The following is a 12844-nucleotide window of genomic DNA, read 5'->3' on the forward strand; positions in this document are numbered from 1 at the left end:
AACACCACCATCGTCGACGGCGCCGGCAAGAAGGCCGAGATCCAGGGCCGCGTTGCCCAGATCAAGCAGCAGATCGAAGAGACCACTTCGGACTACGACAAGGAGAAGCTGCAGGAACGTCTGGCGAAGCTCGCCGGCGGCGTTGCGGTGATCCGCGTCGGCGGTGCGACGGAAGTCGAAGTCAAGGAAAAGAAGGACCGCGTCGATGACGCCCTCAACGCGACCCGCGCGGCCGTCGAAGAAGGCATCGTTGCTGGTGGTGGCGTCGCGCTGCTGCGCGCTTCGGCCAACATCAAGGCCACCGGCGTCAATGCCGACCAGGCCGCCGGCATCAACATCGTGCGTCGTGCGCTGCAGGCTCCGGCCCGCCAGATCGCGGCCAACGCCGGTGCGGAAGCATCGATCGTTGCCGGCAAGATCCTTGAGAACAAGGGCGCGACCTTCGGCTACAACGCCCAGACCGGCGAGTATGGCGACATGATCGCCATGGGTATCGTCGATCCGGTCAAGGTTGTCCGTACGGCTCTTCAGGACGCGGCCTCGGTCGCCGGCCTGCTGGTCACCACCGAAGCCATGATCGCGGAGGCTCCGAAGAAGGAGTCGGCTGGCGGCGGCATGCCTGGCGGCATGGGCGGCGGCGGCATGGGCGGCATGGGCGGCATGGATTTCTAATCCAGCTCTGGCAGCTTTCGCAACGAGAGGGCGGCATCAATGCCGCCCTCTTTTTTTGCGAACCTCGGTCCGATGAACGATCGACGCCAACGCCGGCCATCGGCGTTAGGGCAACCTCAAAAGAACTGTCGAGTTGGTTGCGCGCGGCTTTGCGTCATCAGAGGCGCAAGGCGGTCGCGTGTGAGGATTGCGCGCTCCCATAGGCGGTTTCGGCATGTGCCTCGCCTTCGACATCGACATTGCGGCCAAGCAGGAAATCGGCGGCTTTCGAGGCATGGCTTGCGGCGCGGAAGATGGCGCGGTTGTCCTCGCGCAAAACCGTCAGCCATGAGCCGATGTAGTCGGCATGGCGCACGGTCGGCTCGATGCCGAGACTGCTGCAGATGAAGGCTGATGCGATTTCGGCGACCAGTTCCTCGCGCGCATAGGTGTTGGACCCGAAGGAGCCGGACAGGTCGCGCGCGAGTCGCCTCGGGTGGCCGGTCCAGTGGCCAAGCTCGTGAAAGCAGGTCCGGTAATAGTCGATCTGGTGGAAGAAAGCCGGCTGCGGCGGCACCTGTATGGTGTCGCTGCCGGGCATGTAGAAGGCGCGCTCGCCGCCGACGCGAAAATCAGCGCCGGTTGCATGAATGAGCGCCTCGGCCTGCGGGACCATCTCGCGCTCAGGCAGAGGCTCGCCGGCGGCGTAAAGATGTTCGGGCAGATTATCGCACTGCGCGACATTGAAGACGGTGAAGCGCTTCAGGAAGGGCACCGCCTGCGGTTCGTCGCCATCGGTGTCGGCGCGTTGCTTTTCGTTCTTGGGAACAAAGCGGTCAGCGTGAACGATGGTGGTGCCGTGCTCGCCCTTCCTGACATTGCCGCCAAGCGAAAGCGCCTGCCGGAAGGTGAGCCAGTTCTGGCTGGGGAAACCGCGCTCGATGACCGCGCCCCACAGGATCAGGATATTGATGCCGGAATATCGGCGCTGGGTGGCCGCATTCCGCGGCAGGCCGAGGCCTGTCCTTGCCCTGCCCCACGGCTTGACCCATGGCACGGTGCCGCGCTCCAGTTCGGCAATGATGCGGTCGGTGATTTCCTGATAAAGGCTGGCGCCGGTGCGCCCGCCACTGTCTGCGCCAGCCTGTCGGCTGCCGCAACGTTTGTTGTTTGCACGCATCGTGATGTCCTCCGCTCTACAATCGCGCGCCCTCCCCGGAAGATCCCATGGGGCGGTGAAGGCAGCGCTCGATCCCAATCTCGCGTGCCTGCCCCCGTGAGTGGGGTGGGCGGCAGAAAGCGACTGGCTTGGCCCGCTGAACGAGGCAGGCCGCACCCGCAGGGCCGAAACGAAGTGGAGGACGTGAGCGGAGCGAACGTTGCGGCCTGCCGCAGCGGGCCTAGAAAGGAGCGTCGCCCACCCCGCGAGCGGAGGCGGGCAACAATCAAAACCACATCGCGAAGCGATGACCGCAGCTGCGATCAGCTCGCCTTGACCGGCATATTGCTCATGAAGAACTTGGAGGGAAAGGACACATGAAGACTGAAAACGCGACTGAGAATGAAACCGGTGCGGTCCATACGACGCTCGGCGCTATCTTCCTGTCCCTGGAACTCAGTCGCTCGACCTGGTTGGTGACGAGCTTGTTGCCGTGCAACGGAGCGAAGATGTCAAAGCGCGCCGTCAAGGCCGGCGATACGGCCGGACTGTTGGACCTTGTCCGCCAGTTGAAGGCGACGGTTCGCCGCAGAACAGGCCGTGACGTGCCGGTGATCGCAATCCAGGAGGCTGGCCTGGACGGCTTCTGGATACATCGGATCCTTGAGCTTGAAGACATTGAAAGCCATGTGGTTGATGCAGCATCCATCGCCACGTCACGCAGGAAACGCCGGGCGAAAACAGACAAGCTGGACGGCGAGACCCTCCTTCGCGCCCTACTTGCCTACAAGCGCGGCGAGCCGCGGGTATGCGCCATGGTCGTTCCGCCATCGCCCGACGAAGAGGACCGAAAGCGCAACAGCCGTGAGCGACGCGCTCTCATCGCTGAGCGGATCAAGATCGTGAACCGCGTCAAAGGGCTCTTGTTCTCGCAGGGCGTCGTGGGATTTGAGCCGCTGAAGCGGGACCGGCGCATTCGACTGGAAGAAGTCAGGACTGGAGACGGTCGTGAACTGCCGTCGCATCTCAAAGCGGAAATTGTCCGTGCACTGGACCGGATCGAGCTCGTGCTTCGGCAAATCAAGGAGGTGGAGGCAGCACGTGACGAAGTGGCTCGCAACGAATGCGACCTATCAAAAGTCGCCAGTGGAATGTCGATGCTCAAGCAACTTCGCGGCGTGGGAGCCGACTTTGCCGAGGTGCTTTGGTCCGAGGGTCTGTATCGCGAATTTGCGAATCGAAGGCAGCTTGCCTCCTATGCCGGTCTGACACCGACACCGTGGCAAAGCGGATCAATCAGCCGGGAACAAGGCGTATCGAAGGCAGGTAATCCGAGGCTGAGGACCGTAATGGTGCAGTTGTCGTGGTTCTGGCTTTTGCATCAACCTCGATCGGCTTTGGCCCAATGGTTCCAGGAGCGGGTCGCGCTCGACGGTGGCAGGCGCCGCAAGCCGGCCATCATTGCACTCGCGAGAAAACTTCTGATCGCGCTGTGGAAGTATGTTCATCATGGTGCTGTCATTGAGGGCGCGGTCATGAAGCCAGCATGATCAACGTACTCTTCTCCATCCGCCGGGATTGATCGCTCCCGGCTGATCTAGGGCGAACGAACCTCCCACCCCACTTGGCATAAATGCCGTCCGGAAGACTGGTCGCGTTCCCCTGAGCCTTACCGACGAAAGCGGGATGTTGGTGCAGCTGCCACAGCGCAGCGACCGTATGTGAGTTTGGACCGGTGTTGTCACCGCGCCAAGACGACAGGCTCAGACCTTGGATCAAAACGCATTGAGGTTGATATGCGAAGACAGCCTTGACGACAAAGTCCCCATGTGAGCGGGGTGGGCGGCAAAAGCGACCGGAAAGGCCCGCCGTCGGAGGCGGACTGCATCAGCAGGACCGGAACGGAGTGGAGGACCCGAAAGCGACAAGCGAAGGGTTGCGGGACGCCGCGGCGGGCCTAGAAGGGAGTGCTGCCCACCCTGCGCCAGGGGGAAGGCCACAATAGAAAGACGCCGGCCGACAGGCCGGCGACCGTCAGCAGCCGAAGGCTGCCCCGCGCCAGGGGGCGATGCCGCAGGGCCAAGACCGCCTGAGCTTGCCGAAGAAAAGCGGGCTCGGTTCACGAGCACCCGGCCAGCGACTTCAGGCGCGGGCGCTCAGGATTGTTGTTGGCGCCCACGGCAGCTGGATGACCGCAACAAGATTACGAGGAGCGACAGCAAAGCCAGCTGCCACAAACGGCACGCTCCGGCAACAACAGCGTGGCCGGTCTACAGATGCTGCCCCGCACGAGAGCCAGCACGCTTTGAGCGCGCATCGGCGATGCAAGCGTTGCAAGCTGGCCATGTCCACAAGGTCGGCGACCACTATATCGCCGACCACCAACGCGGGCGTACCGTCTAAGTGCAGACCTTTCGCGAGTGCGCGGACGCGCGCATTTCATCTGCGATGGCCGGATCTTGCATTCCCGCTTGAGCTGCTCAACGTCAAGGCCTACACGCGCTGCGATCTTGAGAGTGACCCTTCAACTGGGGGAAATCATAAGGGCGCGGTGGAATTCGTCGAACTTTCCCTGTTTTCTCGAGGCGAGTGCGGCGAAGGCTGGGAATTGGGAATCCGGTCCCAGGACCGGGAACTGTTTGATCACAAGCTTCAGATTGGGCTCATGCTTGAAGGCTTTTTGGTAGTTGATATCAGCCAGTCTGCAATGCGGACAGTTGTGGTAGTCATTGAATATGACCAGAACGGCATCGCCTTGCGGGTTGCCGGCGATTGGCGAAGGAGATCGTTGTCGAATGCGCCGCTCCACTTTTGCCTGTCGGTCGACCACGCCTGCCGGTGCAGGTTCGCGCTATATTGGCTCGCCAGCAAGGCGAGGAGTAAAAGAAGAGCTGCGACAGTGATGGCAGTCGGCTTAGACATGAGTCTCCAATCCATGGACGGCGTGGCAGCAACGGCCGCCTTTTTGGTGTAAAATGGGTCAGTTTTGATCGTGCCCCGCAGTTGCTACAGGCGCACAGGTGCCGGTGCGATCTGGCGGTTTCTCAAATACGGCTTTGCGCCATCGGGTCCACCCCAATAGCTGAGCGTCGTTCGCACGGGGAATTGTGTTCACCACGCCGGGCGACTTGACCGTCCACCGCCAGAGCGCTGAACGGTCCGCTAGTGAGGCGCTCCCCGAATCGTCGTTTATCCCGCTCGCCCCGGACCGGGTGACAGCCAGCGTTGCCGCTACGCTGCGGAGAAAAACCGTCAGCGCGTGGCATTCGGACATAAGCTGATCGACGCCAAGAATAAGCCCCACGGAGGTGACCGGTGCGGCCGGAACAAGAAAGAGCGTTGCAGCCATTGTGACGAGGCCTGCACCGGTAATGCGGGTTGTTCCGTTCGAAGGGAACAATGCGACAAACAGCATGAGGATCCGGCAGCCGATCGGGAGATCAGTTTTCGTCGCTTGGGCGATGAAAAGGGCGGCGAGCATCATATTCGTGCCGTCCAGATTGAATGGAATGAGACCCACGACCGAATGCGTGGCGCCGGCCTTTTCCATCTTCTCCATGAGCGAGGCCAGCGCGGCCTCTGAGGAGGACATTGCGAGCAGCAGCTCGTCCTTGATGTATCGGACGAGAGAGAAGAGCGAGCGGCCGTTGTAGCGGCAGACCGCGCCGAACAGGATCGAGAGGAACAGGACCGAGAGGAACAAGACTTGCAGGATGTCGCCTTCCGCGAAGGCACTGGCAATCGTTGACGGGATGATGTTCATCAGGAAGCTGGTCACGGACTGCTCGTGAGCCGTGGCCACATAGCCCTTAACGGCTTCGACATCGAGCGAGGCCGGATCGATGTTGAGGCCGGCGCCAGGCTGAACGATATTCGCGACAATCAGCCCGACAAGGAGTGCTAGCGTCGAGAAGGTAAGGAAATAAACCATCGCCTTGGCGGCAACTCGGCCGACCTTCTGCAGATCGCTCATGCCGGCAATGCCGGTCGCCATTGTCAGGAAGATGACAGGTACGGTGATTATCTTGACGACATCGACGAAGGCATCGCAGAGCGGCTTCAGGCTGTGGCCGGTCTCCAAATGGAAATAGCCGATTGCGGCACCCAGGATTATGGCGGCAAGTACCTGCACGTAGGTCCGGGCAAAATGGCGCTTGCGGGGCGCTAAGATCGCGCGGGGAACTCTTGGAACCAACACCGTCTCTCTCCTTGACCGGATCGGGGTGGGGCTCCTCCCTCTCCCATGCAGTGCTCCGGTCGAACGCTGCGCCCACTTCGGCGCAAACGATGTGCCAAATAGCAAGAGGGGAAAACGCGCAGGACCTCACGCAATGCTTGCGATTCGCTCTCCCACACTCGTGCAGTGGTTGCCTGTCGCAACTATGGAAGGGTCGATTCTGGGAACTCCAAAGGCCGCTCTTTGCGTCGACGCAGCTTGGCTGCCTGGAAGGTTCCCTCTTTGCCTTGCGGTCTGCGAGCTGGGTCCAGATGGTCATCATTTGGCTGCGCGCTGCACGGGGCTCGAAAGATTCAATCGAGGACGGGTCCTCTTGGAAAACGGGGGCAGCGTTGGTCAAGCCCTTCCACCCTGCTGTCCCAATGGTGTTCAGAAGCTCAGTTCACGATCAAGCGATGGATCAGCGTCATCTGGCGTTTGCGCCATCGCGGCGGCGTTGCAACGGGTCTGCCAAAGATGAGCAGGCCGCGAGGCAGGGTCCGAGACCTAGACTCCAACCTCATAGCGCGCTCGGCTCGCGTTCGGAAGGTTCGAACCGCAGCACGATCAGGTGGCGACACCGTTGGTCGGAACCGGAACCCGACGAATGATCGTTCGTGACCGACATCTGTGAACAAGCAGTATGTGTCATTGCAATCACCACCCGTTGCGCGGAAATGCCCATATGGCCGTGAATGAACTGGATTTGGTGATTTTCCAGATGGCGGTGGAAAGCGTCCGCTTGCTCTCTTCAAGCTTTGATGAGAAGGCGGCTGAGATAGCCACGAGGAGCCGTGGTAGCCTTCTTTTTGACGTGCGGGTGGACGGTGACCTGGAGGTCCAGCGAGTCGCAGCCATTGGATATCCAGGCGACAAGATCGGTGTGGTGGCATTGGACCGAGAGGGCCTTGTTAGCTGTTGTTGCCTTGTCAATGGCACCTTCTCACCTTTCATTGCACCGTTGGAGAACTGGACCAGCATGCCCCTTTCGATGCAGGCCCAGATCGATGTCACAGGCTATGCGAGGCTCCTTCTGGCCGCCTTGCGAAATGCTGGACATATGCTGGACAGGTAGCATCGCGATGATGTCTGTGATGAGATGGTGCAAACGGCTGGATGAGGCGATCGCTTGCTGGCAGCTTTGGCAACAAAGCGATCGGTGAGTTCGCAATGCTGGAACACGTCCTTTAGACTCTGCAGTTAAGTTAGCGGACTACCATCTGACGAATGCCCTCTGACAGTCTGCATGGCGCGGCATGCCCTCTTAGGAATGCAGCCGTGGTTCTACACCATCGGCTGTTTTTGTGTCGAAGGCGACGGGCACGCCATGAACGAAGGAAGCGGCCGCCAACAGTTCCTCCAACTCGCGGTCGGTGGCCTTGCATGCCGGCATTAGTGTTCGGATGGCGCGGATCGCCTGCGCCATGGAGAGAAAGCGGACCCTTCCCCTGGAAAGGACATAGGCTTCTGCGGCTTTTTCGACGGTGACGGTGTGAAACGAATTGGTCATGACGAATTCCTCCCTGAACCCTGACCAACCCGACTTATGGCACGAATTCGACCGCCTTCAAGCCTATGTCCGATTGCGGACAATCGCTGCGATTCGTTCAAAACCGCTGATGCTTTTGGGCGACCTGGTGAGGGGCAAGGAGACGTCGGCTGAACCCGTTTCAACCGACATGCTTCAGGCAGCGGCCAGGCCGAAATAACGCTGCTCCTCCTTGTCATAAGCGCCATGTGTGAGCTTTATCAATCCGGCACGGTCGATGATCGTGATCTCGCCGCGCTTGGCGTGCACCAGTCCTCGATACTCAAGCATTTGCAGGGCCGTGGTGACCCCGGGCGGTGGGCGCGAGCATGGTCGCCAGAAATTCATGCGTCGGGAGGATCTTATCTCCTTCCGCACGGTCGTGGACCATCAGCTGCCAGCGGGCCAGCCGTTCTTCGACCTTGGAGTGGCCATTGACCAGTGCCGTCCGGCATGATTGGACGAGGAACGCGTGGGCATAGTCCAGCACTGAGGTGCGAAGCGACGGGCTAATCGCAGGGCGAAGGTTTTCAACCGGCAGGCGCCAGGTAGTGCTTTCCTTTCCGAGAATGACGGCAATTCCTTTCATCCCGTCATAGCCGACAATGCCGACTTCACCTTGCCGCCCGCCGGTCATGGTGGCGACCACCGACGCGATGCCCCTCTCGGGAAAATATACGTTCTTGATCGGCTGATGCGCGACCTCCAACTTGTCCTTGATGCCCGGTTCGACGTGATGCAGCGATGGTCGCAAAAGCGCGAAGTCCTGCGGGGTGAGGGCTTCAGCACCTGGTCGCGAAAGAGGGATCGGGCAAGGCTCTCTTCCAACGGGGCAAGAGCGCGTACGTCTTACTGTCGGCTGCACCGAAGTAAATGCCGGCCGATGCCAAAGCATAGGCTTCGAAACGCGCGATTGCAAAGCCCTGTCGGGGCAGTGCAGTCATGCTAGAAGTCGCGCCGCCTACGATAGGCAGCGGATGACATGATTCCCTTCTGCGGCGGCCACCAAGAACGGCTCGGGCACGCTTTAATCGTTCATACACAAGCTCGCAGGAATGTAAGCAGCGGAACAGTCGGGTGATTCGTACCGCCCTGCCCTTTCAGAGATCAAGTCATTGGACGTCAATTCGGCTGGAACGCCTCGTCGAACGGCCCAGGAAAATGCAGCCGGATGAGCAATGGTGGTTCACCTTATGTGCGGTCCCGGATATGCGGTCCGGCGGCTCATCTCCCAATGGCTTGTCGATGGGGAAGTGGAACTCGTCATGTCGCCGCGAACCGTCACCGCGCTAGCGGGGCTCTTTTGAAGACGCCGGTGTTTTTCTTTGTGGAACTGAATCTGTGAGGTGATTGATGCATGAATCAAACATTTGCGTATTTCCGCTGCATCGGCGACGTATATTGGTCGAAAGTATCGCCCAGGCCCTCGAGACCAAGAACGGCGAGGCGGCGAGCGCGTTCTGGCGCTGTGCCGCCAAGAAAATGCTCATTCAATTGTCCGATGTAGGAATTGCGCCAGAGCTCGCTGCGCAGGAGGTTGGAAGCCTTCTTCATGCGGTCTTGGACGACATGGCCAACCGAACGGTAATGCACAAAGCATAGGCTCGGGCGCTGTTGGACCGCGCGTCAGCTCGGGTCCTTATCGGGGGACTGCTCCGACTGGCCGACGGTCCGGCCAAACCGGCATACCGGCAAAGCTTTGAGGTTGCGATCGCTCACGGCGGCCGGTCCAATATTCTAAGACGACCTCAGAAGCCACGTTGGCTTCTTTGGACGAAGCGGAGGGGCGCCATTTTGGCGTGCTCACGCTGGACTGCGGGTTGCGCCTACGGAAATCCAAAGTCCGGCCGCGCGAGCCAATCGACCGGAACAGTCGAAAGCTCGTGGGGCGGGTCCGCTCACCCTCACGGCGGCGGTGGCGGCCGTGAGCAGACTTAACTCAAGTCACGGCTGAGCATCCGCAGGCGCTATGCCGATTGGATGAGAACTGGTTGCCACAACACCGGCCCGTTGAGGCGTCCCCTCCAGCGGATGCGCAAGAGACTGGCGTAGGAAATATCGAGGAAGCCGGCGACTGCCTCGGTGTTGCCGACCTGCTTGGGCTGTCCGATACGTGACAACGGCCAGGTCGCGAGACGAAGGATCCTTTCGATGCGCGTATCTGTCACCGTTACGATCCCGGAGAGATTGTTGGCCAAGCCGAATTCGATGATCCCCGCGAAGAGCTCGTAGGTTGCTTGGGCCAGGCCGCCAGCTGCCTTCGGCGCTGTCGCAGGGAGATCGAGCGCGAAACGACTACTCTCCCAGATATCGGCACTCGCAGGGACCACCATCTCATCCAGCAGCGTCGGAAACGTATCGCGCAACATTGTCGGTCCGGTGGTCGGCAAAAGGCGGACGCAGCCGCAAGTTCGCCAATCGGACCCCTTGAGAAGCAGGTAGACGGGGTTCAGGCTGTCAAACGAGTCCGTTTCCATTTCGCCTTCGGTCTGCACTTCCCAATCGAGCCGCTTCTTGAAAACCCGATACCTAAGTCCGTGCATTTCCTTGAGTTCGCTCGCAAACTCGGCGTAGCAGTCGGGTGTTATCAGCTGCATCATTGTCGTCTCCGTGCGGGATGTGTCCACGCAATCGAAGGGCAAAGCCGTCATGAATGCAGCCTGTAGACCTTTACAGCTAGACTTGGAGAGGATCAGGATCTCGCCCGAGCAGCCATCCGCACTACGGCCTGGTTGATGGTTCGCACGCCAAGCTTCGCCTTGGCGTTTTCCTGATGGAAGGTCACGGTGCGTTTCGAGACACCGAGAATCTGGCTGATATCCCAGGCCGACTTGCCGCACGCCGCCCATTTCAGGCACTCGAACTCCCGCCGGGTGAGCATTATGCCATCTACCACGCAATCTTCGGCGAGCCTGCGCCGGGCATGGATATGAACGTTGATCGCAACCAGTTGCATTGCTTTTTCGTAGCGCGTCAGCGACCTCAGAAATGGCGGATGCGCCTCGTTGGAGGCGAAGGTCAGTGCGGCGAACCGGCCGCGATGATCATGCATCGACATGGTCAGTCCGCCGCGAATGCCGAACTCAGCTGCTTTTTCCAGGACTTCCTGCTGAGAGGTCGGCAAATAACGGTGATCGCGGTCCACACCCCAGTCGAAGGTATCCCAGCCCCGCAGTCCCCGCAGGATCACGGGATCCACGCTGTGGTAGCGCTGTTGCAGGTAATGTGATGTCCATGATGATGGATAATTCGAGATCAATCGCGGCCTGTCGCCGGAAGCGGATGGGTAGGTGAAATAAGCGAAGAGCGGAAAGTCGAACCCGGCTGCGGCGGACGCCATTGCCTCATGGAGATCGACGGCATCGACGCTTGCAGAGAGTTGCTCGACCAAGGTTTCAAATACGCGATGCATCTGCGCTTAGCGTACCTCGCGGAGGTTGCTGGAAGCCGACGGAGACGTGGTTCTAAATGATGGCCTGTCCCTGCAGGGCATACGACGCGCCGCCGTCATCACCGCAATTGCTGTGCTGCTTCCGATTGGAGAGAGCTCCGCCCACCTGACCAACTACCGATGGGTGATATTGCGACGTTATCGATGAGCCGCGTGTCGCCAAGCCAAGCCGCAGCAAGCAAGCGTGCCGGTCGGTCAAGGCTTGCTAACGATTGCAGGTCTGTTTCTCCGCGAAGCTCCAGGTATTCGAGCTCGCGATAGCCGGCAGCCAGAATTGCTGCACGCGCTTCATCAAGCGTAGGCAGGATGGGGGAGCCGCGTGCAAGCCGCTCGGCCGTATCGAGCAGGACCGATGCTAGTTTTGGGGCAATGGCGCGTTGGGCTGGGGAGAGCCGCACGTTACGCGACGATAGCGCAAGACCATCGGCTTCGCGGACTGTCGGACAGGGCACAATAGTGATCGGAATGTCGAGATCCCGGACCAAGCGCCTGACAAGCTGAAGTTGCTGAAAATCCTTTTCGCCAAAAAAGGCGAAGTCAGCGCCGGCCTGCAGGAAGAGCTTGGCCACGACCGTCGCCACGCCATTGAAATGGCCGAGCCGGAATGCGCCGCAAAGGCATTCGCTGATGCCGGACACTGAAACGGCCGTGGCGAAGCCCACCTGGTACATTTCCTCTGTGTCCGGCACATAGAGCAGATGCGTGCCCAGCAGAGCGAGCTTGGCAGCATCGTCGCTTTCCGTCCGAGGGTAGGCAATCAGGTCGGCGGGGCTGTTGAACTGCTTGGGGTTTACGAACAGCGTCACGATCACCCGCTCGGCCCTTTCGAGCGCCTTCCGCACGAGGCTCAGATGCCCGTCGTGCAAGGCTCCCATGGTCGGCACAATACCGATCGTGGCACCCGAGCGACGCCATTGCGCAACGACGCCGCGCAGCTCGCTCACGGTTCGAGCGATCGGCACGCTCATGTGAAGTCACCGGCCTTCAAGGCGTTGACATAGAGATGTTCGACCGCCGGAAAGTGCCGGTTCCGCATATCGGTGGCGTAAGCGGCGATTGCCGCCTCAGCCTGCTCACCGAGCTCGGCATAGCGTTTGACGAACTTCGGCCGAAATGAGGTGAAGAGCCCGAGCATATCGTGGCTCACCAGAATCTGGCCGTCGCAAGCTGGCGAGGCACCGATGCCGATGGTGGGTATGTCGATATCGGCGGTTATCTGCCGTGCAAGCTGCTCCGGTATCTTTTCCAGCACCAAGGAGAAGGCGCCAGCTTCAGTTACCGCCCTGGCGTCGCGCCTGATCCGCTCTGCATCGGCTCCCCGGCCCTGCACACGATAGCCTCCAAACGTGTTTACCGCCTGCGGCGTCAGGCCCACATGGGCCATGACAGGTACGCCGCGCGCGGTAAGGAAGCGGATGGTTTCCGCGATGGTCTCGCCGCCCTCGATCTTTACCGCTGAACAACCGGTCTCACCCATCACGCGCGCAGCGTTGCCGAAAGCGTGCTCTGGGCTTTCCTCGTAGGAACCGAAGGGCAGGTCGACGACCATCAGCGCGTGTTCAAGGCCGCGGCGAACGGCCTGTCCGTGCATGATCATCATGTCGAGCGTGACCCCCAGCGTCGACGACAGGCCGTGCAGCACCATGCCGACGCTGTCGCCGACAAGAACGATGTCGCAGTGGCGATCGAGCAGCCTCGCGACCGGCGTGGTGTAGGCCGTCAAGCATACAAGTGGCGTCTGGCCTTTTCGCGATCGAATATCTGGAGGAGTCATCCCTTTTATCTCACCAGCCGCGCTCAACCGAGGCCCCTTCCCTTACGTTACCAACAGCGGGTGTC

14 protein-coding genes are annotated in these 12844 nt (G+C 60.5%); 4 read left to right on the plus strand and 10 right to left on the minus strand.

Annotation, left to right across the window (positions count from 1 at the left end; genetic code table 11):
- Positions 1-672, plus strand: a 672-nt coding sequence (locus EOD29_RS27930; protein WP_281059234.1) for a TCP-1/cpn60 chaperonin family protein, incomplete at its 5' end; no start/stop codon positions are given.
- Between the two features lie 157 nt (positions 673-829).
- Here the strand turns inward: EOD29_RS27930 and EOD29_RS27935 are convergent.
- Positions 830-1831: a zincin-like metallopeptidase domain-containing protein gene (locus tag EOD29_RS27935; protein ID WP_063169241.1), complete on the minus strand. Its 1002-nt coding sequence runs from the start codon at positions 1829-1831 to the stop codon at positions 830-832.
- Positions 1832-2187: 356 nt separating this feature from the next.
- On the opposite strand from EOD29_RS27935, the gene EOD29_RS27940 reads away from it, so the two are divergent.
- Entirely contained in the window at positions 2188-3360 is a 1173-nt protein-coding gene (locus EOD29_RS27940) for an IS110 family transposase (RefSeq protein WP_164763857.1), read from the plus strand.
- 974 nt (positions 3361-4334) lie between these two features.
- Here the strand turns inward: EOD29_RS27940 and EOD29_RS37385 are convergent.
- Together EOD29_RS37385 and EOD29_RS27950 are read right to left on the minus strand one after the other, a co-directional pair.
- On the minus strand, positions 4335-4640 hold the full coding sequence (locus EOD29_RS37385) for a thioredoxin domain-containing protein (protein ID WP_126057771.1): 306 nt from the start codon (positions 4638-4640) through the stop codon (positions 4335-4337).
- A 150-nt stretch (positions 4641-4790) separates the two neighbouring features.
- Positions 4791-6005 (minus strand): cation:dicarboxylase symporter family transporter, encoded by a 1215-nt coding sequence (locus EOD29_RS27950; protein WP_210326676.1) that lies wholly within the window; start codon positions 6003-6005, stop codon positions 4791-4793.
- Positions 6006-6711: 706 nt separating this feature from the next.
- Here EOD29_RS27950 and EOD29_RS27955 point away from each other — a divergent pair.
- The gene (locus EOD29_RS27955; protein ID WP_024505560.1) at positions 6712-7101 is read left to right on the plus strand and encodes a hypothetical protein; all 390 of its coding nucleotides are present in this window, start codon (positions 6712-6714) and stop codon (positions 7099-7101) included.
- Positions 7102-7290: 189 nt separating this feature from the next.
- Here the strand turns inward: EOD29_RS27955 and EOD29_RS27960 are convergent, their stop codons facing one another.
- The 3 genes from EOD29_RS27960 to EOD29_RS27965 form a co-directional block, all read right to left on the minus strand.
- Entirely contained in the window at positions 7291-7536 is a 246-nt protein-coding gene (locus EOD29_RS27960; protein WP_063169243.1) for a hypothetical protein, read from the minus strand.
- Between the two features lie 174 nt (positions 7537-7710).
- Entirely contained in the window at positions 7711-7845 is a 135-nt protein-coding gene (locus EOD29_RS37960; RefSeq protein ID WP_256754986.1) for a hypothetical protein, read from the minus strand.
- Positions 7838-8308 carry a hypothetical protein gene (locus EOD29_RS27965; RefSeq protein WP_224570941.1) on the minus strand — a complete coding sequence of 157 codons (471 nt, stop codon included), beginning with the start codon at positions 8306-8308 and terminating at the stop codon, positions 7838-7840. The genes EOD29_RS37960 and EOD29_RS27965 overlap by 8 nt, the downstream gene beginning before the upstream one ends.
- 599 nt (positions 8309-8907) lie before the next feature.
- On the opposite strand from EOD29_RS27965, the gene EOD29_RS37390 reads away from it, so the two are divergent.
- Entirely contained in the window at positions 8908-9156 is a 249-nt protein-coding gene (locus EOD29_RS37390; RefSeq protein ID WP_063169245.1) for a DUF6074 family protein, read from the plus strand.
- 365 nt (positions 9157-9521) lie between these two features.
- Here EOD29_RS37390 and EOD29_RS27975 read toward each other — a convergent pair whose 3' ends face one another.
- From EOD29_RS27975 to panB, 4 genes are all read right to left on the minus strand, one after another.
- Positions 9522-10154 carry an acyl-homoserine-lactone synthase gene (locus EOD29_RS27975; RefSeq protein ID WP_063169246.1) on the minus strand — a complete coding sequence of 211 codons (633 nt, stop codon included), beginning with the start codon at positions 10152-10154 and terminating at the stop codon, positions 9522-9524.
- A gap of 92 nt (positions 10155-10246) precedes the next feature.
- Positions 10247-10966 carry a LuxR family transcriptional regulator gene (locus tag EOD29_RS27980; RefSeq protein ID WP_063169247.1) on the minus strand — a complete coding sequence of 240 codons (720 nt, stop codon included), beginning with the start codon at positions 10964-10966 and terminating at the stop codon, positions 10247-10249.
- Between the two features lie 98 nt (positions 10967-11064).
- Positions 11065-11973 (minus strand): pantoate--beta-alanine ligase, encoded by a 909-nt coding sequence (gene panC, locus EOD29_RS27985; RefSeq protein ID WP_063169248.1) that lies wholly within the window; start codon positions 11971-11973, stop codon positions 11065-11067.
- Positions 11970-12806 (minus strand): 3-methyl-2-oxobutanoate hydroxymethyltransferase, encoded by an 837-nt coding sequence (gene panB, locus EOD29_RS27990; RefSeq protein WP_063169249.1) that lies wholly within the window; start codon positions 12804-12806, stop codon positions 11970-11972. The genes panC and panB overlap by 4 nt, the downstream gene beginning before the upstream one ends.
- Positions 12807-12844: the final 38 nt, after the last annotated feature.

Source organism: Mesorhizobium sp. M1A.T.Ca.IN.004.03.1.1 (assembly GCF_003997555.1).
Classification (GTDB): Bacteria; Pseudomonadota; Alphaproteobacteria; order Rhizobiales; family Rhizobiaceae; genus Mesorhizobium.